Consider the following 25,770-nt stretch of genomic DNA (forward strand, 5'->3'; position numbering starts at 1 on the left):
GAATCTCGCTTACCCTTTGCTTATGTCTGCCGTGGCCAAAGCTCTTCTCGCAGGCGGTGCTGCTTTGGCGCTGATGCTGGGTCTCGGCCTTCACGCCAATGCAGCCGAACAGGTCGACGTCGAGCTGGTTCTGGCCGTCGACGTTTCGCTCTCCATGTCTCCTGACGAACTCGAGATCCAGCGCCACGGCTATGCCGCGGCGCTGACCCATGAACGTGTCCTGCAGGCAATCGCCGAGGGCGCCTATGGCAAGATCGCGGTGACCTATGTCGAATGGGCCGGCTCGACGTCGCAGATCATCGTCGTGCCCTGGACGATCATTGCCAATCGCGCCGATGCCGAGCGGGTGGTGCGGCGACTCTCGGCCAAACCACCCAACAGCGCGCGCAGGACCTCGATTTCCAGCGCGCTGGAGTTTGGCGCCGATCTCTTTGCCGAAAGCGGCTATCGCGGCATGAAGCGGGTGATCGACATTTCGGGCGACGGACCGAACAACCAGGGGCCGCCGGTGGACTTGGTGCGCGACGCGGCTGTGGCACAAGGCATCACCATCAACGGCCTGCCGCTGATGACCAATGGCGGCTTCGGCAATGCCTATGACGTCGAGGATCTCGACCGCTATTACGCTGACTGCGTCATCGGCGGGCCGGGCGCGTTCATGATCCCGGTCAACGAGTGGTCGCAATTTCCGGAGGCGATCCGGCGCAAACTGGTGCTGGAACTGGCTGGACCCGCGTCACGTCAGTGGGCCGTCGAGGAAGCCGCCCATCCGCCCGTCATGCTTGCCCAGGCGCAGCCGAAATATGACTGCCTGATCGGCGAGAAGCTGTGGCGCGACCGCTCCTGGCTCTGGGACAGCCGTTAGGCATGACTCGTAAACTGCGGTCCCGTTGCGGGAAATGCCAAAGTTTGGCCACGCGGCTGTTTTCTCTGCGTCTTCTGGCCCACGAGGACAATGAGAATCATGAAACGCCTAGCACTCCTTGCCACCGTCGGATCGGTCCTGATGGCCGGCAGCGCCAACGCACAGTATGATGACGACGTCGCCTGCGAGATGTACGAGCACAATGGCTATGGCGGCCGTGTCCTGCCGATGCGGGCTGACCAGTCGATCAGCTTTCGCGCCGGCCGGTTCTGGAACGACCGCGTATCGTCGGTGCGCGTCGCACCCGGCTGCACGCTGGTCGTCTACCAGCACACCGGCATGCAGGGCGCGTCGGAAGAGTTCGACCGCAATGCCCGCTCCATTGGCGGCTGGAACGACCAGATTTCGTCGGCAGAGTGCATCTGCGACGGCTATCAGGACGATGGCGACGACGGTTACGACCCTTATCGGCGACAGTAGGCCGTCAGGCCGCAATCAACTGTTTGCGGTCGATACGCTCCTGCTGCGGCGATCGGGCATAAAGCTCACGGTAGCATTTCGAGAAATGCGAGGCTGAGACAAAACCGCAGGCGACAGCGACCTCGACGACAGGCATCGAAGACTGGATCAAAAGATGCCGGGCGCGGTCGAGCCTGATTTCGAGATAATAGCGGGCAGGGGACCGGCCCATCTCGGTGCGGAACAGGCGCTCGATCTGGCGCCTGGACAGCCCGACATGGTCGGCGATCTCGATCAGCGACAGCGGCTCCGACAGGTTGGCTTCCATCAGCTCGATGATTGTCAGGACCTTCGAGTTCTGCACGCCGAGCCGTGCCCGCAGCGGCAGGCGCTGGCGGTCGGTCGGGCTGCGGACGCGATCGGTGAGCACCTGCTCGCAGATGCGGTTGACGAGGTTGTCATCGAAATCGTCGCCAATCAGCTTCAGCATCATGTCGAGGGCCGCGGTGCCGCCGGCGCAGGTGTAGATGTTCTGGTCGACCTCGAACAGGTCGGCATAGACATTGGCCTTGGGGAAGGCCTCGGCGAAGCCCGGAAGGTTTTCCCAATGGATGGCGCAGCGCTTGTTGGACAGCAGGCCGGCATTGGCCAGCACATAGGCGCCGGTGCAGAGGCCGCCGACGGCGACACCGCGATTGTACTCCTCGCGCAGCCAGGCAAAGACCGACTTGTTGGTGTAGGTCTCGACATTGATGCCAGTGCAGACGATGACCATCGATGGCCGTTCAGGCCCGGCCATCTTCTTGCGCTCCTCATCGAGCGACGTGTTGACGGCGCATTCGACGCCGTTCGAGGCGGGCACTGCCTTGCCGTCGATGCTGGCCAGGCGCCATTTGTAGGCCTCGTAGCCGAGCATGCGATTGGCGATGCGCAAGGGGTCGAGGGCGGTCGCAAAGGCGACCATGGTGAAGTCGGGGACAAGGAAGAACACAAGCGATCGTTTGATCGGATGTCTGATGGCGTTCAAGGAACCCTCGCGCTGGCCGGGAACAACGCGACTTCGATGTCGCGAATAGCATAGCGTCAACAGCAAATTCCCTTGCTGTCAATGGGGTTGAAGCTGTCGCTAAAATTAAAGTTTGCGACATGGGCAAAACGCCGCTGGCTCGTTTTGACGAACAAATGACGCGTTTGAAACGGCGGGGCAGCCCGGGCCGGCCGAATGCTGGTGATGTCGCAACTGGCGTCGCCGAATGACGGCGTCAAAAAGAAAAGAGCGGCTTGCGCCGCTCCAATGGTTCGATCCGGGAGGAAAGGGATCGAAAGAAAACTCAGCCGACGAGCATGCCGAGGCGGTTTGCGGCTATCGCTCCGGTCTGGCCGGGCATCGTCCTGGAAAGGCGCTGGCGCTCGATCGCGGTCGACAGCGAGGTGTCGCGGCGGATACCGAACAAGCGGGCAAAAATCTTCATGACACGTCTCCATGCACAGTGGTTACACGGGGTGCCTTCGCGTTGTGGAGTGGGGCAGCTCGTTTGACGATGCGCATATAGGCCTTGGCCGATGCGGATCATGCTGCAAATGCGAAGTGACACACCTCAAAAGCGACACACACGACATTTCTGCGGATGCGACGTCGGTTGCGACGAAAAATCAAGCTATTTCAGTCTCTTGAGAGGATGCTGCGGCGCCATGCAAGCCGTTCATCCCAGGCGTGCGGCGCTCGCATGGCTGAGGCGAGGTCGCATGACCTGTCGACGCCATGCGACAGGTCGCGACTTCGCCTCGACACCTGCTCAGACCACTTCACCGCTGTGGCCGCGACGGTAGCCGGTGTTCGAATCGAAGGCTTCCGGCCAGCCGATGTCCTTCTGCAATTCGATCGGCAGCGAGCGGATCGAGCGGGCGGTGTTAAAGCGGGTACGGGCGGCGTTGAGTTCGCTGGCGATACGCCCGATCGATGAGAAAATGGACATTGCGGTCTCTCCTTCCTGCTGGGCCGGTTCAAGGCCGGCTTGAGGTGCTCGCCCGGTGGGCACCGCTTGCTTCAACCGTCTCGCGCACCATGGCGCTTCCGTTCCGGGCTCTGTCGACGCGTGGCCATGGCCGCTGCTTCGATGGTGTTGACTATCGCTCAGGGATGAGGTTCAATCAAACGAAATGAAATGATGTTTTCGATCAGAAATATTGAAGGTCATTGGCCATGAACGCACCTCTCAATCATCCGCTGCCGCTGCTCGACCTCGATGTGCTGCGCACTTTCGTTGCGATTGCCGAAACCGGCAGCTTCACCACGGCCGCCAATGCGGTGTTCCGCACGCCCTCGGCCGTGTCGATGCAGATCAAGAAGCTCGAGGACATTCTCGGGCGCTCGGTGTTCTTCCGCGACGCGCGTTCGGTGACGCTGACCACCGACGGCGAAATGCTGCTCGGCTATGCGCGCCGCATGCTGGCGATCAATCGCGAGGCGGTGTCGAAGTTCATCATTCCCGACATCGTTGGCGTGGTTCGCCTGGGTTCGCCCGACGATTTCGGCGAACGCGTGCTGCCGCATGTGCTCAAGCGTTTTGCCCAGACGCATCCTTCGATTGCCGTCGACGTCATCATCGACCAGAGCAGCAATCTCAGACGCCGTATGGACGATCGGGCGCTTGACATCACGCTGCTGACCAATGCCTGCAGGGCCAATGCAGCAGGCGCCGAGACGCTGCTGACCGAGCCGATCGTCTGGGCTGGCGCCAGGGGCGGCTGCGCCCATCTGCGCGAGCCGCTGCCGGTGTCGATCTGGGAAGAGGGGTGCGCATGGCGGGCAGGGGCGCTCGAAGCGCTCGGCCGCGATGGCCGCAACTATCGTGTCGCCTATATGAGCGCGCACACGGCCGGCCAGCGGGCCGCAATCCTGTCCGACCTGGCGGTCGCGCCGCTGCCGCGGTCGTTCATCGGCGACGAACTCGTCGAACTCGGCGTCAAGGACGGCATGCCGGAGATCGGCAACTACAGCCTGGCGATGATCGTGGCACCCGAGGCAAGCGCGCCCGTCAAGGCCGCTGCCGACCACATCCGCGCGGCCTTCGAGACCTTCAACCTTACCGGCAAGTTCTAGAGCGCACCTGTGGTGAAGGCTTCAGCGCCTGACTGCTGTGGCCATCGACCGGTAGATGCTCGCCATCAGCGACGATGGCGGGTGCCAGTCAAGGTCGCGCTGAATCTCCGGTGGCAGCGCATTCATGATGCGGACGGTCCGGCGGGCGCTTCGCGCCAGCTTGTAACGAGCGCCAATGCGGCCGAGATCGTCGAAAAGGGGCATCTGGCCCTCCTTTCAATGTGAATTCCGATTGTGAGTTCCAGCAATCAGCTTGCGCGGCGGCGCGGTTTCAATGCCATGCGCAGGCGCCGGTCGGCCGCGGCAGGCCGGCCGGCGGTGCGCTGGCGAAAGACGAGCAGGCCGACCTTTTCGGCGAAGGTCATGCGCAGCGCTCTTTCGGCCGGGCGAACGCGATAACATTTGTCGCCGGCGCCAAGGGGCCGACGGGCCAGCCGAGTTCGATCTGAATGTCGATGGGCAACGCGTCGATCAGCATCGCCACGCGACCATATTTGTGGAGTTGACCCGCGGCGCCCGACCCATGGTGGGTCACCCCGTCGATCCAGCCGAGCTCGACCTGCAATTCGCGCGGCAAGCCGTTCATCATGTTCTCGATGCGGCTATCGCGGCACGCATGGCGCAACACTGAGCCGTACTGATGAAACTCTCCAATGATGGACATGGTCGTCTCCTGGGAGTAACGGGCCGGCAGCACCACGCGAGACTGGATGCGCCGCCGGCCGGGTAAGAGTTTATGCTCGTTTGTGTTTCAGGTTGATATCGCTTGAGCGCCTTTCTGTTTCAGATTGCGCGCGATTCTGAAACATCCGCCTCAACGGTCGGGCGACATGCAGATCGTCAGTGTCGCGTGGCGCCGGCCATGTTCCGGGGCGGGCCAGCCAATGTCCTTCTGGATCTCCGGCGGCAACCTGTTCAGCATGCGTTCGGATCGGGCGGCGCGGCGGACGCTCTGGATGGCCGCACCGAAGCGGCCGATGGTGCTCATCATCGACATTGTCGTCTCCTGCAAATCCCGCTGCGCCGCGCGCCTCAAGGGGCGTGCAATGAACGCTGTGGTTCGTGTGAATCGGGGCCTGATCCATTCCAAAAGCCGAATTCGATCTTCGAGGCCATGCACGTTTACCGCCTGAGAGGCGAAGCTCGCTGGCGGCTGACGAGCAGAAACTAGTTCGGGATTGTTTCGTATCGATTTCGTATGAGCGGCAACTTTAGGTCTAATGGTTGCCTTGCTGAAACACACCCGATACGTGCATCATAGCACAACAGCGCTCCGGCGAGGCGCGGAAAACCTCGTCGAAGCGCCGGTTGGGCAGATGTCCTTGTGGTTCAGTCGCGGGAGCGACGCGCGGCGCGTTCCTCGCGAGACCGGCGGCGTGGTGCACCGTCGGAAAGCTCGCCTTCGACGCTTGCCGCCTTGCGCGGCGGTAGCTTGACCGCGGCCTGCAACTTGGGGAATGGATCGACCTTGTTGGGCAGCGCCATGGCGTCGATGAATAGCTGCTGGAAGTGCGGCTCGAGCGCGGTCTCGATCTTTTCGATCTGGCCGACCTCCGTCTCGATCTCGCGGCGGTGATTGCGGTTGAGCAGCGCCATCAGCGCGCCGGTGCCGGCGGCGTTGCCGACCGCCTTGACCTCGTCGAGGTCGCAATCGGGGATCAGGCCGAGCACCATTGCGTATTTCGGATCGATGAAGGAGCCGAAGGCGCCGGCGAAGCGGATGGTGTCGACGGTCTCGACGCCCTGCTTTTCCATCAGCAGCTTCACGCCGGCATAGAGAGCTGCCTTGGCAAGCTGGATGGCGCGGACGTCGTTCTGGGTAACGGTAATGCGTGGTTCGCCCTGGCGGCCTTCGCGCAGCAGATAGGAGAAGGTGCGGCCGTTCGGGATGATGCGCGGGCTTTTCTCAGCCATCGATCCATCGATGACGCCATCTTCGGAGATGATGCCAGACAGGTACATCTCCGCCACCACCTCGATGATCGCCGAGCCGCAGATGCCGGTGACGCCGGTGGTCCACGATGCCTCGTCGAAGCCTTCCTCGTCCGACCATTTGTCGGTGCCGATGACGCGGTATTTCGGCTCCAGCGTCTCAGGGTCGATGCGCACGCGCTCGATGGCGCCAGGGGCTGCACGTTGGCCAGAAGAGATTTCGGCGCCTTCGAAGGCCGGGCCGGTGGGCGAGGACGCGGCGACGACCCGGTTCCGGTTGCCGAGAATGATCTCGGCATTGGTGCCGACATCGACCAGCAGCATCATCTTGTCCTGGCGGTACGGTCCCTCGGACAAGGTCGCACCGGCAGCATCCGCGCCGACGTGCCCGGCGATACAGGGCAAGGTGTAGAGACGCGCGCCGCGATTGACCTCGATGTCGATCTCATGCGCCCAGAATTGCAGCGCGCCTGAAACGGCGAGCGCGAACGGCGCCTGGCCGAGTTCCGTCGGGTCGATGCCGAGGAACAGGTGATGCATGATCGGATTGGCGACGAAGACGCAGTCGAAGATGTCGTCGCGGTTGGCCTGGCCTTCCTCGCAGACCTTGCCGATGAGCCCGTTGACGGCCTCGCGCACGGCCTTGGTCATGGCTTCGCGACCGTCGGGGTTCATCATCACATAGGAGACGCGGCTCATCAGATCTTCGCCGAAGCGGATCTGCGGATTGGACGTGCCTGACGAAGAAGCGATGCGGCCGGACAAAAGCGACACCAGATGCATGGCGATGGTCGTCGAGCCGATGTCGCAGGCGATGCCATAGGCCTCGTTCTTCAAGCCGGGGAACAGGCCGATGATGAAGGGGCGCGAGGAATCCATGTCGCGGTGGACTACCGCAGTCACGCCCCATTTGCCGGGCGTAACCTCCGGCTGGTCGGGCAGCTTGGTGCGCAGGATCTTCTGGACCTGGGCGATGAGGTGGGGGGCTACCAGCAGGTCCTTCCAGCCCCAGTCCTTTTCGAGTGCCACCTTGAGGCGGTCGAGGTCGCCGAGCGGCTTGTGCATGTCGGGCTCCTCCAGCTCGACATAGCAGAGCTGGACGGCGGCATTGCGCTCGATGACGCGATCGGTGGCTGCCTTGCGCACGACCTGCGCGTTGATGACGGTGTCCTGTGGTACATCGATGACGAGGTCGCCCTGGATCGTCGCCGAACATGACAGGCGCCGGCCCTCAGGCAGGCCGCGAACGCGCTCGTAGCGCTCTTCCTTCGGGCCCTTGGGCGAGATGTGGTCGTTCGACGAGATGATCTTGTGCTTGGCGAAATTGCCTTCCTGCACCTCGACCTGGCAGCGGCCGCAGGTGGCGCGTCCGCCGCACACGCTTTCGACATAGACGCCAAGCGTACGCGCCGCGTCGAGCACGGGCGTTCCCACCGGAAACCGGCCGCGCTTGCCCGAAGGCATGAACAGGACAAGCGGATCGGTGATGTTGGCGGGAGAGTTCATTGCAATGCTCCGGAATGCACCGACCTTATGGCGATCGGGTTGCCCCTCATCTGCCTGCCGGCAACTTCCCCCCGCGTGCGGGGGGAAGGAAAATCATGCGACGGCTCAGCTTCCCCGTCCGACAGGACGACTGGGGGAAAATGGAGCGCGTCGTGTCCCACGACTGATCTCAGCCGCGCGCCATGCGGGCTTCACGGCCGCCGCGGCGGCGGCCGCCGGCGGCGTCACCCGGTGCGCTGACGGCGACGGGAGCTGCAACGGCGTGGCCGCCCTCCGATGGCTTGTAGTCCTTGTAGGTCTTGATCCAGTGGGTGCAGTGCTCGTCGGTGCCGTTGAGCACGTTGGCACCGCGCACCGCTTCCATTTCCTGCGGACGAACCGGGTTCATGATCGCCGAGGTCATGCCGGCGCCGATGACCATCGGGATGAAGGCGGCGTTGATTCCGTGGCGGTGCGGCAGGCCGAACGAGATGTTGGACAGTCCGCAGGTGGTGTTGACCTTGAGCTCTTCACGCAGGCGGCGCAGCAGCGCGAAGACCTGGCGGCCGGCATCGCCAAGCGCGCCGATCGGCATGACGAGCGGATCGACGACCACGTCATGGGCGGGAATACCGAAATCGGCGCAACGTTCGACGATCTTCTTGGCAACCGCAAAGCGGACGTCGGGATCCATCGAGATGCCGGTCTCGTCATTGGAGATGGCGACGACCGGGACGTTGTACTTCTTGACCAGCGGCAGGATCGCCTCGAGCTTCTCTTCCTCGCCGGTGACGGAGTTGACGAGCGGGCGGCCCTTGGCAACCTTGAGGGCGGCCTCGATCGCCGCCGACACCGAGCTGTCGATCGCCAGCGGCAGGTCGACCAGGTTCTGGACGATCTCGAGCGTCTGCACCAGAAGCGCCGGTTCGGTCGCATTCGGATCGACCGCCGTCACGCCGGCATTGATGTCCAGCATCGTCGCGCCGCAGGCGGCCTGTTCCAGGGCGTCCTTGATGACGGTCTCGAAATTGCCGGCAACCATCTCGGCGGCCAGCTTCTTGCGGCCGGTCGGATTGATTCGTTCGCCAATGACGCAGAAAGGCTGATCGAAACCGATGATGATTTCGCGGGTCGCCGAGGCGACGATCGTGCGGGTCATGAAGTTCTCCCTAAGATATAAAGATTTCTTTATATCGTTGTCTGGTTTCGTTCAAGCGCGGCAGTCGCGCCTGCCTGTCAGTGCGCGGTCTTCACCATGTCGACCTGCGATTCGGTAACGTCGTCGTGCAGGATGTGCTCGAGCCGCTCGGCGACACGCTGGTCGTCGGCACGGGCCTCGCGTTTCCATGGCCGGCGACCCTTCAGTACGCCCGATTCATCGACGATCTCGGCGACATATTCCTCCTGCCGGTAGGCCATCACGTGGACTCCCGATACGCCAGGTATCTCCTTGACCTCGTTGATGATGTCGATGCAGAGCTGCTTGCCTTCCTTCTTCTGGTCCTGGGCGCCTTCCAGACGCTTGATGACTGTATCCGGGATGTGGATGCCCGGCACGTTGGCGCGGATCCACTTGGCTGTCTTGGCCGAGGCAAGCGGGCCGACACCGACCAGGATGTAGCATTTCTCGTCATAACCGAGATCGCGCACGCGGTTCATGAAGGTGCGGAACATCGGCACGTCGAAGCAGTACTGGCTCTGCACGAACTGTGCGCCGGCGGCGATTTTCTTGCCGAGATGAACAGGCCTGAAATCATAGGGCGGGGCGAAAGGGTTGACTGCGGCGCCAAGGAAGAGCTGCGGTGGCGTGGTCAGCTTGCGGCCCGACAGGAACTTTCCATTGTCGCGCATGATGCGCACGGTTTCGAGCAGCGATGTCGAGTCGAGGTCGAACACCGGCTTGGCGCCGGGTTGGTCGCCGGCCTGCACGCCGTCGCCGGTCAGGCACAGGATGTTGGCCACGCCCATGGCGGCCGCGCCGAGCACGTCGCCCTGGATGGCGATGCGGTTCTTGTCACGGCAGGCAATCTGCATGATCGGTGCGTAGCCCATGCGGGTGAGCAGAGCACAGATGCCGACCGACGACATGTGGCAATTGGCACCAGAAGCATCGACCGCGTTGATGCCGTCGACCCAGCCGTCGAAGATCTTGGCGCGGTTGTAGACGTCTTCGGGGTCGGCGCTGTCGGGCGGATTCAGTTCGGTGGTGACGGCGAATTCGCCCCGGCGCAGCACGCGCTCCAGGCGGCCGCGCGAGGAGTGGCCGGGCAGGGGGTCGAGCGGCAGGTCGATGCCATCGGGATGCTCGTCGGTCTGGCGCGGGCGCGGCGGGGTCATGCGACTTCCTTGCTGGCAGTTTCGCGCGTTGCGGCAGCCTGAGCGGTCACCCTCAGCCAGGCCGAAGTTTCGCGCAGCGACTGGTCGACCGGCTTCTGGACGTTGAGGATGGCGTCGCCATTGACCATGTTGCGCGAGCCTTCCCAGGCCTTGACCCAGACGCAGGGCATGTCGGGCTCGACCTCGCAATTGCCGTTGGCGCGGACGCCGCCGCAGGGGCCGTTGCGCAGCTGCTTGGGGCAGTTCATCGGGCACGACATTCCGGTCGACGACAAGACGCACTGGCCGCACATCCGGCAGTCGAACATCAGTCCCTTGACCCGCTTCTCGACGAACTTGATCGGGGCCTCGACACGGCCATAGCCGATGCCCTTCCACAGGGGATGGAGCAGCAGGAAGGCGTCGGCGAAGCGGCTGTAGAACCATTCAAGCAGGCGCGAGTGGCGGATCGACCACAGCCTGATCGTGTAGCTGCGCTGGACGCGCCGCTGCGGCGATACGTCGGCCGGCTTGTAGTCGCTTTTGGGCGCGGCCTTCTTGACCAAGGTCGCCTGGGTTACTGTCGGCTGGGTATCAACCATCTTCCTTGCCGCCTGCCTTGACGAGAGCGACCAGCCGCTCGCGTGTGAAATTTGCATCGATCTCGGCCATCGCCTTGTCGGCTTCCGCCTCGAGGTCGTCGCTGACCGGAACCGGGTCGGCCTTGCGCCACTCCGCCAGATAGGCGTCGGTGTCGCCGGCACCGGTGCGCATCGCGCACATGTCGATCGCTTCGGTAAAGCGCAGCGGCAATTCGCGCTTGGCATTCTGCCGGCCCTTCTTGACGATCACCTGTGCAGGGATGTCGCGCCAGTAGACGATGATCAGGTCGGCCATTTCGGTCTCGCTTTCGATGACGTTGAGCATTGCCGCAACCATGCGGGTGCCGCTTGTTATGGGACGACGCGCGCGCATTCAAAAGCGACGCGATCTCCTGTCGCAAAAAGATAAAGTGAGGATTGCCGCAGACGCGTCTACCAGACGCCGCGGCGGATGCCCGTCCAGAGATACTGCCAGATGGTCGGATGGTACCATTGGCGTGATGGGAGGCCGGTGTCGATCGGCGTCATTCGGCCGGCAAGCACGTCCTCGACGGCCCGGATGCAGATGTCGCGGGAAAAGGCAGCCTGGCGCATCGCGTAGCTCGCGATAGTGTCGCCTTTTCCAGGAATTCCGCGTGCCTGGTAGAGGACGGAGCCGGTGTCTACACCGGCATCGACGATATGTACTGTCGAGCCGAAATTGCCGTGGTCGCCGGTGGCAAGCGCCCAATAGCCGCCGTTCATGCCGCGGTATTTCGGATTGATGCCGGAGTGATAGTTGATGACAGGGCAGGGGATGGCGGCAAGCGTCCTGGCCGACAACAGCCGGCAGCTGGCGAGGAACATCACCGCTGGTTCCAGCTTGCGGACGACGTCGATCAGTTCGGGGGCATTGGCGGAGGAGACCGGAACGATCTCCTGGCTGGCGCGCGGCACGATTTCCAGCTTTTCATCAGCAATAATGCGCTCGATGCCACCGCTCACGAGACTCTTGGCTGCACGGATGAGCACCATGGTGCCCAACTGACCGGCGACCGAGATCCAGCCGAGTTTTTTGGCGCGGCGCCTCATCAGTTCACGCTTGGGGTAGGGCGTTTCCAGAACGACAGTGACGGGGCCGAAGCGATCGGTCAGGCTGTTGATGATTGCCCAGATATGTTCGCCGCCTTCAGTCACGAAGACGATCGGCCTGCGATCCATTCAGTCTACCCCAGCCAGGCCAGGAAGGCGTGCGTGGCAATGCCGGCGCCGCCGACGACCGCACAAACGACGGCAAGCGATGCCACGCCGACGACGCTGCCGACGGCAAACAGAATACCGTCGCGTTCCGACAACGCCAGGCCGAGCAGCGCCGTGGCAAAGGCCGGCAGCCAATTGCCGAACGGGATCGGGAGCGTGATCGAAACGGATAGAACAAGCGCGATGATGCCGATGACGCGGTCCCCGCGCTTGCGCCAGAACGGCCAGTAGCGCGGACGCACCACTTGCTCAAGGCGGATCAGCCTGGGAACGACCCAGTCAGTGACCGTGCGGAACTGTTCGGCCGACAGCGAGCGCTGGGTGATGAAGTCGGGCAGCCAGGCGCGATTGCTGCCGAAGGCCATCTGTGCTGCGACGATCAGCAGCGGCAGGCCAAGCACCGCCGAGGCGCCCGGTGGCAGCGGCAGCATGTTGAAGGCGGCAAACAGCACCAGAAGCGGCGCGAAACTGCGCTTGCCCAGCGTGTCCCTGATGTCGCCGATCGAGATGCTGCCTTTGGCGTCGCGGGCGAGCTGGGCGAAGATCGCTGACAAGCGCCGGCCACGACGGCGCTTCGGCGCCGCATCGAATTCGCCTGCGTCGGTTTGCTTGTCTTGCCCTAACATTCAGCCTTCAGCCCACTTGCGGCCCGCTTTCCAACGCGCCAATCCCCATCGCAGTGTGCGACGGCCAGGTTAATCCTTGATGACCCCGGAGGGTGCGAATGTGATGTCGCTTCGCGCAGAATGCAACATCAACGGCGGAATTCGATGATGTCCAGCTTTGATTCGTATCGCGGCGCCGGAAACTCGATGCGCCATTCTGCCTGCCCGCTGCGGAAGGCATAGCCGACCTGGTCGGTATCTGGGCCACGGCCATAGGCCTTGGGCTTTTCGCCCGAGACAAAGCCGGAGCCGAGATAGATCAGTCTGCTGTCGCCGTCGGTATAGAAGCGGCCCTTGGTGCGCTGCGAGCCGGAAATCTTTTCCAGCATCCAGCCCGAGCCGTCGTCGCTGACCTTGCATTTGAACCAGCCGTAGACGACGAGCGGGCCGAGGCCGCCGGCCTTGATGGTGCGGCACTGCCAGTTGCCGGTCATGTCGAAATCGGAAAACGACATGGGCTTTTTGGCGACGATCGCGTCGAGCACGGCGACCTCGCGTGCCTGGCCTGCCTTGGCCTCCTGAAGCGCTCCCTTACGCGTGGCTTCGTACTTTTCGAGTCTGGCCTTGTCTGCCGGTGTGATCAGCTTCTGCACCACGCCGTCGGCATGCGTGAAGGTCGCCGTGGTTGCTAGAGCAGCAGCAAGAATCAGTCGTCGAAAAGCCATGGCAAACCTCTGTAAAGGTCGAACCTCAGGGGAGGAATCAGGCTCTTTGATGATGTGCCGCAGCGTCCGCTGCGTTGGCAAGGGCCTCGGGCAGGTCGCCATAGCCGGTGGCGCGACGCTCGTAGACGAGGCCGAGCATTCTGGCGGCATCCTCGGCGACCTTGTCGAGCGCGGGGTCGTCGGTCTGGGCGAGGTAGATCAGCTTCTCGTAGTTGCCGAAATAGTCCTTCATCAGCTCGGGATGTCGGTCGAGGCCGAGCGGCTTGATGAAGAAGGCATCGAACTGCCGACAGAGGAAATCGGTCATGTAGAACGACATCATGTCGGCCTCGCCGACTTGCGCATAGGCAGCAGCACCCTGGTAGAAGGCAAAGCAATGCGGGCCGGCGATGCGCTCGACGCCATGCTTTTCGCAGACACGGTCGAGCAGGCCGCCGGTGCCGCAGTCGGCATAGCCGACATAGATGTGCCGATACCCCTCCGCCTTCGCTTCGGTGATCGCCTGGTCCATGGCAGGCGCGATCCGGCTGGGGTGGAAATGGAAATCGGCCGGCAGGCAGGTCAGCTCGAGATGATCGAGCGCGAGCTGCTGCTTGACCGCCAAAACCTCGCGCGCAATCATGCCGCAGCCTATGACCAGCAGCCTGTCTTCGACGTCGGGTTTCGTTGTCTGCTTTGCGGCCATGGAACCAGTCGATCCGGCCTTCGTTGCTCTAGGACGAAGTTTATCGAGAGAGGGAGACACCGTCCATGAAACTGTCACGTCTGGCACCGATCGCCGTCATTGCCTGCGCGCTTGCACTGGCCTCCTGCGCCAACACCATTCGCGGCGTCGGCAAGGATGTCAAAGGTACGGCGAACGCCATCGAGGACACAGTCCAATAAGGCACCATACCGCCGCATTTCTCAGATTGGCCGAACTCAGATCGGCCAGATCGCAATGAAAGGGCCGCGCCGCAAGGGGCGGCCCTTTGTCGTCAGCCGGCCGCGCGCAGGTTGTGCTTGCGCTTCATGTAGTCCTTGGCGGTTTCGACAGCCACAGCCGCATCGCGGCAATAGGCGTCGGCACCGACGGCCTTGCCGAATTCCTCGTTGAGCGGCGCGCCGCCGACCAGCACGACATAGTCGTCGCGGATGCCCTTTTCCTTCATCGTGTCGATGACGACTTTCATGTAGGGCATGGTCGTGGTCAGCAGCGCCGACATGCCGATGATGTCGGGCTGATGCTCTTCGATCGCATTGAGATAATTCTCGACCGGATTGTTGATGCCGAGGTCGATGACGTCGAAGCCGGCGCCTTCCATCATCATGCCGACGAGGTTCTTGCCGATGTCGTGAATGTCGCCCTTGACGGTGCCGATCACCATCTTGCCCTGCTTGGGAGCGCCGGTGGCGGCGAGCAGCGGGCGCAGGATGTGCATGCCCGCCTTCATGGCGTTGGCCGAGAGCAATACTTCCGGCACGAACAGAATGCCGTCGCGGAAATCCTCGCCGACGATGCGCATGCCTTCGACCAGTGCTTCGGTGAGCACCTTGTAGGGCGCCCAGCCACGCTCGAGCAGGATGTTGGTCCCTTCCTCGATTTCTTCCTTGAGCCCGTCATACAGGTCGTCGTGCATCTGCTGCACGAGTTCGTCGTCGGAAAGCTCGGACAGGATGATTTCGTCGTCGGACATCTTCTAAGGCTCCCTCGAGGCAGCGCTAAAGTGCGGCTTGCTGATGTTGCGCTATACCTAGCTTGCAAGTGCCGCAAATCCATAGCTGATTTGCGACCTCCTGCAAAACGAAAGCGACTGGCAGTCCGGCTGTCGTCTTGGCTGTCGGCTTGTCGATTTTGCGACAGGCGTTGGCGCTGGCGAGCCGTTTCGATATGGGTGCATGATTACGATCCGTCGTAGAGCCGCATGGGCGGCGAAAAACGGATTCTTACGGAAGGCAGAGCCATGGGCGAAGACGCGGCAGTCGAGCAGGAACAAGCGGGCGGCAGGCGCGGGCGTGGCGCAAGCGGTGGCGCGGCTGCGCGACGCGCAGCACGCAGCGGTGGCGGGCCGGGCACGCAGCTCACCTACATCAAGCGCAAGGTGAACGTGTATGAGGTGCTCAACGAGGAGGGCCTCGCCCTCATCGAGAAGAACGCCGACACGGTGCTGGAAGAAATCGGCATCGAGTTCCGCGACGACGCCGAAGCGCTGGCTTTGTGGAAGGAAGCCGGCGCCGACGTCAAGGGCGAACGGGTCCACTTCCCCAAGGGGCTGTGCCGCGAACTGCTGAAGACGGCGCCTTCTGTTTACACCCAGCATGCGCGCAACCCTGAGCGTTCGGTGCAGATCGGCGGCGATGCTACCGTCTTTGCGCCGGTCTACGGCCCGCCCTTCGTGCGCGACCTCGACGGCAACAGGCGCTACGCGACGATCGAGGATTTTCGCAACTTCGTGAAGCTGGCCTATATGGCGCCGTCGATCCACCATTCGGGCGGCACGGTGTGCGAGCCTGTCGATGTGCCTGTCAACAAGCGCCACCTCGACATGGTCTACAGCCACATCAAATATTCCGACAAACCGTTCATGGGCTCGGTGACCGCACCCGAACGCGCCGAGGACACGGTGGCGATGGCCAAGATCGTGTTCGGCGACGACTTCGTCGAGAACAACACGGTTCTGACCAGCCTGATCAATGCCAACTCGCCGATGGTCTTCGACGAGACTATGCTGGGCGCGGCCAAGGTCTATGCGCGCCACAACCAGGCCTGCATCGTGACGCCGTTCATTCTGGCCGGCGCAATGAGCCCGGTGACGGTTGCCGGTACGCTGACCCAGGTTCTGGCTGAGGTGCTGGCCGGCGCTTCGTTCACCCAGCTGATCCGCAAGGGCGCCCCGGTGCTGTTCGGCACCTTCGCCTCGTCGATCTCGATGCAGTCGGGTGCGCCGACCTTCGGTACGCCGGAGCCGACGCTGGTGTCCTACGGCGCCGCCCAGCTGGCGCGCCGCCTCGGCCTGCCGTTCCGCACCGGCGGCTCGCTCTGCGCTTCGAAGGTCCCGGACGCGCAGGCGGCCTATGAAAGCGCCAACACGCTGAACTCGACGCTTTTGGCTGGCACCAATTTTGTGCTGCATTCGGCCGGCTGGCTCGAGGGTGGTCTCGCCTCGTGCTACGAGAAGTTCATGATGGACATCGACCAGCTCGGCATGCAGCAGAAATTTGCCGAGGGCGTCGATCTCTCCGAAAACGGCCAGGCCATGGACGCCATCCGCCAGGTCGGGCCCGGCAGCCACTATCTCGGCTGCGACCATACCCAGGCGAACTTCCAGACCGCGTTCTACCGCTCGAGCATCGCCGACAACAATTCCTACGAGCAGTGGCTGGCCGAAGGACAGAAGACGGCACCGCAGCGTGCCAACGAGCTCGCCCGCCGCTGGCTCGAAAGCTACGAGGCGCCGTATCTCGATCCCAGCATCGACGACGGCCTCAAGGACTTCATTGCTGCGAAGAAGGCGTCGATGCCCGACGCCTTCACGTGAAAGGAGCCCGTTTCAGGCGGGGCTAAAGTCGCCAGCATCATTCACAAGGAAGTCTGGCGGAGCGCATTCTCCGATCCGGACAAGAAGGGGTGACGCTTGACGTCCCCCGACCTTGATGAGATTTCCGCCGCGCTGGCCGGTCACGGCCTCATCCAGCGCGGCGGTTTTGCTTTTGACCACAGCAACCCAGCACCGGGCGGTCCGGTGGGCAAGCCGGCGCGGTCGGTGTTGCTGGTGGGGCAGGCAGGGGCGGCCGTCTGGCCGTACTTCCTGCGCTGGCGCGAGGCGCAGCCGGCTGACCTCGAAAATCCGCTCGACAGCTGGGCGCGCGAGGTGATCGGCGATGTCGCGCGTGAGTTTGGCGCGCACGCGGTGTCGCCGTCCGACAAGCCCTATCTGCCGTTTCAGCAATGGGCGATGCGCGCGGAAGGCCTCAGGCCGTCGCCGTTGGGCATTCTGATGCACCCCGAATATGGGCTCTGGCATGCCTATCGCGGGGCGCTGCTGTTCGAGGCCGAACTTGAGTTCGCCGAAGTTCGCGAACAGAATCACCTTTGCGACCTATGCCCAGGAAAACCCTGTCTTAAAGCCTGTCCCGTCGATGCCTATTCGGAGGCGGGTTTCGCCTATGAGCGATGCCTGGAGCATGTACGCGGCGCCTCGGGTGGGGGGTGCCGAACGCAAGGCTGCCTCGATCGCAACGCCTGTCCCTACGGGGTTGCGTATCGTTATCCGGCCGATGTGCAGGCCTTTCACATGAAGAGCTACGCCGGCCTCTGATCCCGACCCGCTGGCCCAATCGCTTTTCTGGCACGCATATTGCTTTTGCAAGCTGACCAGCATATTCAAAGTCATCAGATGACTTGATGAATATACCCATGCAGCCAGCCACACGAACCAATCTCACCGACAGCGCCGCCGACAGCCTGCGGGCCGAAATCGTCAGCGGCCGCTGGGCCGTCGGCGAACGCATCCCCAATGAGGCTGCACTGACCGACCTATTGTCGGTAAGCCGTGGCACGGTGCGGGAGGCCGTGCGTGCCCTGGTCTCGCAAGGCCTGCTCGATACGCGCCAGGGGTCTGGTACTTATGTCCGCTCGGCGGTCGACCCTTCCGCGGCGCTGGATCGTGTCAAGCGCGCCGGCCTGCGCGACCAGTGGGAGACACGCGCCGCATTGGATGCGGAGGCGGCGCGGCTGGCAGCGCAGCGCCACACACCAGCTGATCTGGTGAAAATGCGCCGCTTGCTGGAGGCGCGTGGCACGGTTGCCGACGGCGGGCACGAAGCCTTCATTCGCCGCGACATCGCCTTCCACAAGTCGGTGGTCGAGGCTTCCGGCAACCTGGCGATGATCGAGCTCTACGATTTTTTCACCGGCGCCATTGCCGAGACGATCAAGGCGACGCTGGCGGGCGAGCTGCCCGAGCCCGACGCACCGGCCCATGCGGCCATCGTCGATGCCGTCGCCTCCGGCGATCCGGAGAGGGCTGCCGCGGCAGTCCGCGCCTTCATGGCGCCGGTGCTTCTCGAACTCGACAGGTTGCTTGACCAATGAACCAGAGCTTTGTTCCGGCCGGCCGGCCTGCCGAGGCCGTCGCCATCGATGGTCTCGACGACCAGCTTGTCGATGCCGAGATCGACAGCCTGCCGGCACCGCAGGCGCCCGTCCTGCGCAGCGGCATGGCGCGTTTTGTGCTCGGCGCCAGCCTGGTGCTGATCGCCTTCAATCTCAGGCCGATCTTTTCCAGCCTCTCCGTGCTGTTGCCGGAGGTGATGCAGGCAACCGGCCTGTCGCCCGCCGGCGCCAGCCTTTTGACGACGCTGCCGGTGCTCTGCCTCGGCCTGTTCGCGCCGCTGGCGCCAAAGCTGGCGCAGCGCTTCGGCGCCGAGCGCACGCTGCTGTTTGCGCTGGCGCTGCTGGCCCTTGGCACTGTCCTTCGTGGTCTCGGCACCGTGCCGCTGCTGTTCATCGCGAGCTTTATGGCCGGCGCCGCAATCGCCATCGGCAACGTGCTCTTGCCCGGGCTGGTCAAGCGCGACTTCCCCGACAAGGCGGCGATGATGACCGGGCTCTATACGATGGCGCTTTGCGCTGGTGCTGCTTCGGCCTCGGGGCTGACACTGCCCATAGAACATCTGTTGACGGGCTCCTGGTCTGGCGCGCTCGCTGCCTGGGCGGTTCCCGCCTTCATCGTGCTGCTCATCTGGACACCGCAGGCGCTCGGCAGCCGCAGGCAGGCGAGCCAAAGCGGCTTCCGCGTCGTCGGCCTGTGGCGCGACCGGTTGGCCTGGCAGGTCACCTTGTTCATGGGGCTGCAGTCGGCGCTCGCCTATTGCGTCTTCGGCTGGCTGGCGCCGATCCTGCGCGAGCGCGGCTTCGATGCCACGACGGCCGGCGCGATCGTCTCGCTGTCGGTCATGGCGCAGGTTGTGACCTGCCTTGCCGTGCCTTCGATCGCCATCCGCCGCAAGGACCAGCGCGGCGTCAATGTGGCGCTCGTCGTGGCTGCCGTAACGGCATTGCTCGGCATCCTGTTTGCGCCGACCTCGACGATCCTGTTCTGGGCCGTGCTGCAGGGCATCGGCCAGGGTGGGCTGATTGCCGCCGCCATGACGCTGATCGTGCTGCGCTCGCCGGATTCCCATGTCGCGGCCCATCTCTCCGGCATGGCGCAGGGCGTGGGCTACACGCTGGCGGCCATAGGCCCGCTGCTGGTCGGGCTGATCCGCAACTGGACCGGCAGCTTCGCCGCCTCTTCGGTGCTGTTCGTGGCCCTTGGCCTTGGCGTTGCGATCACGGGACTGGGCGCGGGCAGGGCGCTGCATGTCGGCGCGCGCACCGAGCGGACCATTGCCGCCTGAGCTTGTCTGGCGGGCCGAAGTCCCTATGTTCGCGACGGGGCAGACAGAAGGAACCTTGCCATGCCGACCAAGCGCGAGATTGAGATCAGGACGGCGGATGGCGTTTGCAAGGCCGGGCTGTTCGGACCTGCCAAGGCGAAAGCCGGGGTGATCCTCTATATGGATGCCTTCGGTCCGCGCCCGGCGCTGGACGAGATGGCCGAACGGCTGGGCAGCCACGGCTATGCGGTGCTGGTGCCCGACCTGTTCTATCGTGCAGGCGCCTATGGTCCGTTCGACGCCAAGACGGCCTTCGTCGAGGAGAAGACGCGGACCGAGTTGCGTGCCCTGATCGGCGGCACGACGCAGGAGATGACCGCACGCGACACGGCCTCCTTCATCGACGCGTTGGCAAAGGCCGGCGCAACAGGCCCGATTGGCACTGTCGGCTATTGCATGGGCGGCTCGCGTGCGCTCAACGCTGCCGCCGCCCATCCGGGCCGCATCGTGGCCGCGGCAAGCTTCCATGGCGGCAATCTGGCCAGCGATGCGACCGGTAGCCCACACCGCAGCGCCGCAAAGATCAAGGCGCGTGTCTATGTCGGCTCTGCCGGTGTCGACGGCAGCTTCCCGCCGGAACAGTCGGCAATCCTGGCCGAGAGCCTGCGCACTGCCGGCGTTGACCACATTCTCGAAAACTATGTCGGCATGGGCCATGGCTGGTGCGTATCCGACCACGGCGTCTACGATGCCGCCGGTGCCGAACGCCACTGGAAGCGGCTGACGGCGTTGTTTGAGGAAACGCTGGCATAACTTCCAACTTTGCCATCCCGACAGCTTCGGCTATCAGGCACCGAACAGCTTGATCCGACAACCAGGGTTCGCGCGCCGGCAAGGCGGCGACGGACCAGCGGGAACACTCCGGAATGCAGTCCTTTGATGTCGTGGTGATCGGCGCCGGCGCGGCCGGCATGATGTGCGCCGTGGAAGCCGGCAAGCGCGGCCGCTCGGTGCTGGTCGTCGATCACGCTTCGGCGCCCGGCGAAAAGATACGGATTTCCGGCGGCGGGCGCTGCAACTTCACCAACATCCACGCCAGCCCGAAGAATTTTCTGTCGCAGAACCCGCATTTCTGCATCTCGGCGCTGAGCCGCTACACCCAGCGCAATTTCATCGGCCTCGTCGAGCGCTACGGCATCGCCTATCACGAGAAGACGCTCGGCCAACTGTTCTGCGACGGCTCGGCACGCCAGATCATTGAGATGATGGTCGAGGAAATGCGCGAAAACGGCGCCGAGCTGAGGCTGTCGACCGCGGTGGAGGACATCAGCAGGACGGCCGACGGGTTCGAGCTGTTTGTCTCCGGCAGTCGGGTCGCGTGCAAGTCGCTGGTGGTCGCCTGCGGCGGCAAGTCCATCCCCAAGATGGGGGCGACCGGTTTCGGCTACGAGATTGCTGCGCAGTTCGGGCTGCCCGTGGTCGAGACGCGGCCAGCGCTGGTGCCGCTGACCTTCGACGCCAACACCTTGCAGAAATTGACCCCGCTCGCCGGCATCGCTGTCGATGCCGATGTTGCCTGCGGCAAGACCAGCTTCTCCGAAGCCATGTTGTTCACCCACCGCGGCATCAGCGGGCCGTCGATCCTGCAGATCTCGTCCTACTGGCGCGAGGGCGACGAAATCGCGATCTCGATGCTGCCGGGCAGCGACGTCGCGGCGATCCTACGCGAGGCCAAGCGCGCCAACGGGCGCCAGGCGGTGCAGACCGTTCTCGCCGCCCACCTGCCCAAGAAGCTGGCCCAGGCGATTGCCGAACGGCTCGGCTTCAACGGCAATCTCGCCGATCTGAACGATACGCATCTGAAAGCCGTCGATGCTGCTGTCAATCAGTGGCGTATCAAGCCTGCCGGGTCCGAGGGTTATCGTACGGCGGAAGTGACGCTTGGCGGCGTCGACACCAGGTCGCTCGACCAGAAGACGATGCAGGTGAAATCGGTGCCGGGCCTTTTCTTCATCGGCGAGGTCGTCGACGTCACCGGCTGGCTCGGCGGCTACAATTTCCAGTGGGCATGGTCGTCGGGCTGGGCGGCCGGGCAGGCAGCCTGATCTTGCTCATCCCTGTTTTCGTTGTGCATCCAACGCACCCGCATCGCAACATCCTGCGGATACACAGGTTTCCGATACCGACTGCCACCTGAATCAATCACAAGGTGTGGTGCGGATGTTCTCGACAATCAAGGCGTTTGCCGTTTCGCTGGCGCTCGGCGGCGCGCTGGCGATGCCTGTTTTGGCCGACCAGCAACAATGCTCGTGCAAGAACCTGCAAAGCGTCCAGGAAGAACTCAGAAACGCCGACTACGCAGCAAAGTTCTTCGCCGACATGGCAGCACAGCTCAAGGCAGTCGAGGACCCGCTGATCGAGGCGCACAAAATCCCGACGCATCCGGATTCCGACGTCAGCATCTATCACCGCTCGTCGCTGAAACGGACCGAAATCATGGGGAGGTTCAGCTTACCCCACCGTCCCGCCCATGGTTACACCGGGCCAGCGACGGTCGACATGAAATATGGCAGCTGCGAGCAGCAACCCGCTGCGCTCGAAGCCTTGAAAGCAGGCTCGCAATGCAAGGAACTCGCGGATTTCGCGCTCGAGCACGAAGCTGTTCACCGGGCGAAATGCGCAAGAGACACCGCCACCATCTACTGGGACAGACTGCCGAGCCACTTCGCAGCTGAGGAAGCGGAGCGCTATCGCGAACAGGCCAAGGCGACACGCGCATTGCTCAAGCGCATCGTCGACCAAGGGACGGTTACCATCGAGGCAAAGCTCGAGCCGCGCATCAAGGGGCCGCAGTTCGACGTGACCTACTCCTATGTCACCCAGTCCGTGGAGATGGAGGGCAACAGTTCGCCGGGATCCGACACATGGATGCTGAAGGGGAAAACGCGTCGGGCAGGCAAGATCAAGAGCGTCAGGATTGCCGGTATGTCATGCACTTCGAGCGGACAGATCAACGACGACATCGACATGGCGCTGGAGCTCGACGGGTTGACCATGGCTCTCGACAACAAGTCGAAAGGCCGGCCGGGCGACGTGAAGATCCGCTGCAAGGGCGGCCATGGCATGTCGATGCGGCCGCAAGGAGAAGTCGACGGCGGCAATGTCTTCGCCAATGAGAGCTTCACCGTCGACACCGAGGTGTCCCAGGATGTCAGCACCTTGCCGTTTGCCAAATATGTCACGGGCGGCATGTCCGTCAGCGGCAAGAACACGGTAAGCGTCAAGCTGGTCTGCCCCGGCTCGTGACGGAGGTGTCGCGCCGCCCGGCATGTCTTGGGTTGGCGCCGAAACTTTTTTTTCGCAGCACCCCAAGGATTGCCTCAAAGCTTTCGTCCAACGGACAAATGATGGCGATGATGCTGGACGAAAGCGAAGCCTCCGACGGCGATCTGGTCGGACGAGCGTGCGATGGCGACAGGACAGCTTTCGGCGAACTCGTCGAAAGGCATTACGGATTCGTCCACCGTGTCGCTTGGCGCTGGTGCGGCAACAGATCGGATGCCGAAGACATTGCCCAGGAGGTCTGTGCGCGGCTGGGCCAGGCCATTCGCGACTATCGCGGCGGTGCCGCCTTCACGACATGGCTCTATGCGATGACGCTGAATGCCGCGCGCGACATGCAGCGCAAATCGGCGCGCGAGACGGCGAAGACCACCGCCTATGGCGTCCATGCGCTTGTCGCGGGAGATGGCGGGCCGGAAACGGAAGATCCGACCGAGCGGATGTGGGCGGCGGTCAGGCAACTGCCGGACAAGCAGCGCGACGCGATCCTTCTCGTCTATGGCGAGGGCTTGAGCCATGCGGCGGCGGCGGACGCCATGGCGATCGCCGAGGCCACCGTGTCCTGGCACATCCATGAAGCGAAGAAACGGCTGAAGCTGCTCATGCGCTCGGCCGGGGAAGAGTGACCATGGTCGACGATAACGAACTCGACATGCTGCGCAACACTCCGACGCCCGCTCCAGGCACCGAGGCCAAGGCGCGCGCGCTTGCCGCGGCGATGGCAGCCTACGACCTCGAAAAAAATTCCGCGGCCACCCAAGGAACCGCCAATGCCGGTCGTCTCACCGAACGAGCACGAAAGCTCTGGAGAGACATCATGCAAAAGAAGCTGATTGCAGCGCCGGCCTTTGCCGGTCTCGTTGCCCTGCCGCTCGCCGGCTATGCCACATTCTATCTGATGGAGGGCTCGCCGTTCAATTTCGGCGCCGAGCAGGAGATCGCCGATGTGCCTTCCGGGCGCTTGAAGGAGCCGCTTGCCGCCGCGTTGAAGAAGACCGATTCAGGCGCGGCGCAGACCGCGCCGGCCAAACCGGTGGCTGCTGCCTCGCAGGCGGCCAAGGCGGAGGCAAAAGCGACAGCCGAAGAAGCTGCTGTCATGAACGAGGCGGCGCCGGCCGTGCCGGCGCCGGCACCGCTGGCCGACGCGGCAGCGCAGGTGAGCCGCATGTCCGCGCCGACGCTGACAACCGAGCTGCAGGGCGTGATCGCGCCCTCCGACATGCCGATGGCCCCGCCGGAAAACCGCGATCGCGTCGAGGATTTCAAGACCAATCCGGTGCGTTTGGCGCTCGAGGATCCGGTCTCGACATTTTCCATCGATGTCGACACGGCCTCTTATTCCTTCGCTCGCCGTTTGCTGAAGGAAGGGGTTCTGCCTCAGCCCGACACGGTACGGGTCGAGGAAATGATCAACTACTTCCCCTATGACTGGAAGGGGCCGGAGGCGATCGCCACGCCGTTCAACACCACCGTCAGCGTCATGCCGACGCCGTGGAACGAGCACAGCAAGCTGATGCACGTCGCGATCAAGGGCTATGACGTCAAGCCGACCGAGCAGCCGAAGGCCAATCTGGTGTTCCTGATCGACGTGTCGGGCTCGATGGACGAGCCGGACAAGCTGCCGTTGCTGCGCTCGGCCTTCCGCCTCCTGGTCAACAAGCTCAATGCCGACGACACGGTTTCGATCGTCACCTATGCCGGCAACGCGGGTACCGTGCTCGAACCGACCAAGGCGTCGGACCGGGAAAAGATACTGTCGGCCATCGACACGCTGGCCCCTGGCGGCTCGACTGCCGGCGAAGCGGGCATTCGCGAAGCCTATCGGCTGGCGCAAAAATCCTTCGTCAAGGACGGCATCAATCGTGTGATGCTGGCGACCGACGGCGACTTCAATGTCGGCCAGACCGATGACGACGAGCTCAAGCGGCTGATCGAGGACAAGCGCAAGTCGGGCGTGTTCCTGTCGGTGTTCGGCTTCGGCCGCGGCAATCTCAACGACCAGATGATGCAGACCATCGCCCAGAACGGCAATGGCACGGCGGCCTATATCGACACGCTGGCCGAAGCCGAGAAGGTGCTGGTGCAGGATGCCTCCTCGACGCTGTTCCCGATTGCCAAAGACGTCAAGATACAGGTCGAGTTCAATCCGGCTGCCGTCGCCGAATATCGGCTCATCGGCTACGAGACTCGTGCGCTCAATCGCGAGGACTTCAACAACGATCGCGTCGATGCCGGCGAGATCGGCTCCGGCCATTCGGTGACGGCGATCTACGAGATCACGCCCAAGGGCAGCCCGTCGCTGGCGATGGACCCGTTGCGCTACGGCCAGGCTTCGACAGGCAATGGCGGCGTCGCCGATGCCGACGAGTATGCTTTCGTGAAGATCCGCTACAAGGCGCCTGATGGCGACGTGAGCAAGCTGATCACCACGCCGGTGACGAAGACGAACGAAGTCGCGAGCTTCGACGGCGCCGGCGCCGATCAGCGGTTCTCGGTGGCGGTTGCGGCCTTCGGCCAGAAACTGCGCGACGAGGACGCGACAGCCAGGTTCGGCTTTGACCGGATCGCCGAGATCGCCTCGGCGGCGCGCGGTGCCGATCCCTATGGCTATCGCGCCGAATTCCTGTCGCTGGTGCGGCTGGCATCGTCGCTCCAGGGCAACAAGCAGTAAGGCAACAGGCAAGGGCAGGTGGGCCGGCCGGCGGAAAGGGGGCTTTCCGCCGGCCGTTCTTTTGTG

At 63.5% G+C, this 25,770-nt stretch carries 29 protein-coding genes; 13 read left to right on the forward strand and 16 right to left on the reverse strand.

Going from position 1 to position 25,770, the window contains the following annotated elements:
* The first annotated feature begins 22 nt into the window (after positions 1 to 22).
* Positions 23 to 865, forward strand: coding sequence for a DUF1194 domain-containing protein (locus tag N7E70_RS14175; RefSeq protein ID WP_263006866.1), 843 nt, complete (start codon positions 23 to 25; stop codon positions 863 to 865).
* 99 nt (positions 866 to 964) lie between these two features.
* Complete coding sequence (locus N7E70_RS14180; RefSeq protein WP_263006731.1) at positions 965 to 1,345, forward strand: peptidase inhibitor family I36 protein; 381 nt, start codon at positions 965 to 967, stop codon at positions 1,343 to 1,345.
* Between the two features lie 4 nt (positions 1,346 to 1,349).
* On the opposite strand, the gene N7E70_RS14185 is transcribed toward N7E70_RS14180, so the two are convergent.
* The 3 genes from N7E70_RS14185 to N7E70_RS14195 form a co-directional block, all read right to left on the reverse strand.
* Positions 1,350 to 2,288: a GlxA family transcriptional regulator gene (locus tag N7E70_RS14185; protein WP_353622437.1), complete on the reverse strand. Its 939-nt coding sequence runs from the start codon at positions 2,286 to 2,288 to the stop codon at positions 1,350 to 1,352.
* 367 nt (positions 2,289 to 2,655) lie between these two features.
* Complete coding sequence (locus tag N7E70_RS14190; protein ID WP_182573457.1) at positions 2,656 to 2,796, reverse strand: hypothetical protein; 141 nt, start codon at positions 2,794 to 2,796, stop codon at positions 2,656 to 2,658.
* A 324-nt stretch (positions 2,797 to 3,120) separates the two neighbouring features.
* Positions 3,121 to 3,300: a hypothetical protein gene (locus N7E70_RS14195; protein WP_263006732.1), complete on the reverse strand. Its 180-nt coding sequence runs from the start codon at positions 3,298 to 3,300 to the stop codon at positions 3,121 to 3,123.
* Positions 3,301 to 3,527: 227 nt separating this feature from the next.
* Here N7E70_RS14195 and N7E70_RS14200 point away from each other — a divergent pair, with 227 nt between their 5' ends.
* Complete coding sequence (locus N7E70_RS14200) at positions 3,528 to 4,427, forward strand: LysR substrate-binding domain-containing protein (protein ID WP_067960915.1); 900 nt, start codon at positions 3,528 to 3,530, stop codon at positions 4,425 to 4,427.
* A 21-nt stretch (positions 4,428 to 4,448) separates the two neighbouring features.
* Here N7E70_RS14200 and N7E70_RS14205 read toward each other — a convergent pair whose 3' ends face one another.
* From N7E70_RS14205 to N7E70_RS14260, 12 genes are all read right to left on the reverse strand, one after another.
* Entirely contained in the window at positions 4,449 to 4,631 is a 183-nt protein-coding gene (locus tag N7E70_RS14205; protein ID WP_192315725.1) for a hypothetical protein, read from the reverse strand.
* A 157-nt stretch (positions 4,632 to 4,788) separates the two neighbouring features.
* On the reverse strand, positions 4,789 to 5,091 hold the full coding sequence (locus N7E70_RS14210; RefSeq protein WP_154383918.1) for a hypothetical protein: 303 nt from the start codon (positions 5,089 to 5,091) through the stop codon (positions 4,789 to 4,791).
* Positions 5,092 to 5,241: 150 nt separating this feature from the next.
* Entirely contained in the window at positions 5,242 to 5,424 is a 183-nt protein-coding gene (locus tag N7E70_RS14215) for a hypothetical protein (protein WP_263006733.1), read from the reverse strand.
* A 332-nt stretch (positions 5,425 to 5,756) separates the two neighbouring features.
* Positions 5,757 to 7,865: an ASKHA domain-containing protein gene (locus N7E70_RS14220; protein WP_067960928.1), complete on the reverse strand. Its 2,109-nt coding sequence runs from the start codon at positions 7,863 to 7,865 to the stop codon at positions 5,757 to 5,759.
* A gap of 169 nt (positions 7,866 to 8,034) precedes the next feature.
* Positions 8,035 to 9,003 carry a methyltetrahydrofolate cobalamin methyltransferase gene (locus N7E70_RS14225; protein WP_067960930.1) on the reverse strand — a complete coding sequence of 323 codons (969 nt, stop codon included), beginning with the start codon at positions 9,001 to 9,003 and terminating at the stop codon, positions 8,035 to 8,037.
* A gap of 77 nt (positions 9,004 to 9,080) precedes the next feature.
* Entirely contained in the window at positions 9,081 to 10,181 is a 1,101-nt protein-coding gene (locus N7E70_RS14230) for a methylenetetrahydrofolate reductase (protein WP_067960933.1), read from the reverse strand.
* Positions 10,178 to 10,762 carry a methylenetetrahydrofolate reductase C-terminal domain-containing protein gene (locus tag N7E70_RS14235; RefSeq protein WP_067960936.1) on the reverse strand — a complete coding sequence of 195 codons (585 nt, stop codon included), beginning with the start codon at positions 10,760 to 10,762 and terminating at the stop codon, positions 10,178 to 10,180. Before N7E70_RS14235 ends, N7E70_RS14230 begins: the two co-directional genes overlap by 4 nt.
* Positions 10,755 to 11,057 (reverse strand): virulence factor, encoded by a 303-nt coding sequence (locus tag N7E70_RS14240; RefSeq protein ID WP_115733777.1) that lies wholly within the window; start codon positions 11,055 to 11,057, stop codon positions 10,755 to 10,757. Before N7E70_RS14240 ends, N7E70_RS14235 begins: the two co-directional genes overlap by 8 nt.
* A gap of 137 nt (positions 11,058 to 11,194) precedes the next feature.
* Entirely contained in the window at positions 11,195 to 11,962 is a 768-nt protein-coding gene (locus N7E70_RS14245) for a formyl transferase (RefSeq protein WP_154383920.1), read from the reverse strand.
* 5 nt (positions 11,963 to 11,967) lie between these two features.
* The gene (locus N7E70_RS14250) at positions 11,968 to 12,627 is read right to left on the reverse strand and encodes an exopolysaccharide biosynthesis protein (RefSeq protein WP_154383921.1); all 660 of its coding nucleotides are present in this window, start codon (positions 12,625 to 12,627) and stop codon (positions 11,968 to 11,970) included.
* A 128-nt stretch (positions 12,628 to 12,755) separates the two neighbouring features.
* Positions 12,756 to 13,331 (reverse strand): DUF4893 domain-containing protein, encoded by a 576-nt coding sequence (locus N7E70_RS14255; protein WP_067960942.1) that lies wholly within the window; start codon positions 13,329 to 13,331, stop codon positions 12,756 to 12,758.
* Between the two features lie 37 nt (positions 13,332 to 13,368).
* Complete coding sequence (locus tag N7E70_RS14260; RefSeq protein ID WP_154383922.1) at positions 13,369 to 14,016, reverse strand: DUF1638 domain-containing protein; 648 nt, start codon at positions 14,014 to 14,016, stop codon at positions 13,369 to 13,371.
* Positions 14,017 to 14,081: 65 nt separating this feature from the next.
* Here N7E70_RS14260 and N7E70_RS14265 point away from each other — a divergent pair, with 65 nt between their 5' ends.
* A complete protein-coding gene (locus N7E70_RS14265; RefSeq protein ID WP_067960946.1) occupies positions 14,082 to 14,216 on the forward strand; it encodes an entericidin A/B family lipoprotein in 135 nt (44 codons plus the stop codon).
* A gap of 92 nt (positions 14,217 to 14,308) precedes the next feature.
* On the opposite strand, the gene N7E70_RS14270 is transcribed toward N7E70_RS14265, so the two are convergent.
* Positions 14,309 to 15,007 carry a corrinoid protein gene (locus tag N7E70_RS14270; RefSeq protein WP_067960949.1) on the reverse strand — a complete coding sequence of 233 codons (699 nt, stop codon included), beginning with the start codon at positions 15,005 to 15,007 and terminating at the stop codon, positions 14,309 to 14,311.
* 267 nt (positions 15,008 to 15,274) lie between these two features.
* On the opposite strand from N7E70_RS14270, the gene N7E70_RS14275 reads away from it, so the two are divergent.
* The 9 genes from N7E70_RS14275 (at position 15,275) to N7E70_RS14315 (ending at position 25,704) form a co-directional block, all read left to right on the forward strand.
* Positions 15,275 to 16,849 carry a trimethylamine methyltransferase family protein gene (locus N7E70_RS14275; protein ID WP_067960954.1) on the forward strand — a complete coding sequence of 525 codons (1,575 nt, stop codon included), beginning with the start codon at positions 15,275 to 15,277 and terminating at the stop codon, positions 16,847 to 16,849.
* Between the two features lie 96 nt (positions 16,850 to 16,945).
* Positions 16,946 to 17,629 (forward strand): 4Fe-4S dicluster domain-containing protein, encoded by a 684-nt coding sequence (locus tag N7E70_RS14280; protein ID WP_067960957.1) that lies wholly within the window; start codon positions 16,946 to 16,948, stop codon positions 17,627 to 17,629.
* A 98-nt stretch (positions 17,630 to 17,727) separates the two neighbouring features.
* Positions 17,728 to 18,405 carry a FadR/GntR family transcriptional regulator gene (locus tag N7E70_RS14285; RefSeq protein WP_263006734.1) on the forward strand — a complete coding sequence of 226 codons (678 nt, stop codon included), beginning with the start codon at positions 17,728 to 17,730 and terminating at the stop codon, positions 18,403 to 18,405.
* Entirely contained in the window at positions 18,402 to 19,712 is a 1,311-nt protein-coding gene (locus N7E70_RS14290; RefSeq protein ID WP_263006735.1) for a CynX/NimT family MFS transporter, read from the forward strand. Before N7E70_RS14285 ends, N7E70_RS14290 begins: the two co-directional genes overlap by 4 nt.
* A 60-nt stretch (positions 19,713 to 19,772) precedes the next feature.
* Positions 19,773 to 20,504, forward strand: a complete 732-nt coding sequence (locus N7E70_RS14295; protein WP_263006736.1) for a dienelactone hydrolase family protein — start codon at positions 19,773 to 19,775, stop codon at positions 20,502 to 20,504.
* A 113-nt stretch (positions 20,505 to 20,617) separates the two neighbouring features.
* Positions 20,618 to 21,796 (forward strand): NAD(P)/FAD-dependent oxidoreductase, encoded by a 1,179-nt coding sequence (locus tag N7E70_RS14300; RefSeq protein WP_067960970.1) that lies wholly within the window; start codon positions 20,618 to 20,620, stop codon positions 21,794 to 21,796.
* A 115-nt stretch (positions 21,797 to 21,911) separates the two neighbouring features.
* On the forward strand, positions 21,912 to 22,997 hold the full coding sequence (locus N7E70_RS14305) for a hypothetical protein (protein WP_263006737.1): 1,086 nt from the start codon (positions 21,912 to 21,914) through the stop codon (positions 22,995 to 22,997).
* A gap of 101 nt (positions 22,998 to 23,098) precedes the next feature.
* Positions 23,099 to 23,659: an RNA polymerase sigma factor gene (locus tag N7E70_RS14310; RefSeq protein WP_263006738.1), complete on the forward strand. Its 561-nt coding sequence runs from the start codon at positions 23,099 to 23,101 to the stop codon at positions 23,657 to 23,659.
* Positions 23,660 to 23,661: 2 nt separating this feature from the next.
* Positions 23,662 to 25,704, forward strand: coding sequence for a vWA domain-containing protein (locus N7E70_RS14315; protein WP_263006739.1), 2,043 nt, complete (start codon positions 23,662 to 23,664; stop codon positions 25,702 to 25,704).
* Positions 25,705 to 25,770 lie beyond the last annotated feature (66 nt).

Source organism: Aminobacter sp. NyZ550 (genome assembly GCF_025628925.2).
GTDB lineage: Bacteria > Pseudomonadota > Alphaproteobacteria > Rhizobiales > Rhizobiaceae > Aminobacter > Aminobacter ciceronei.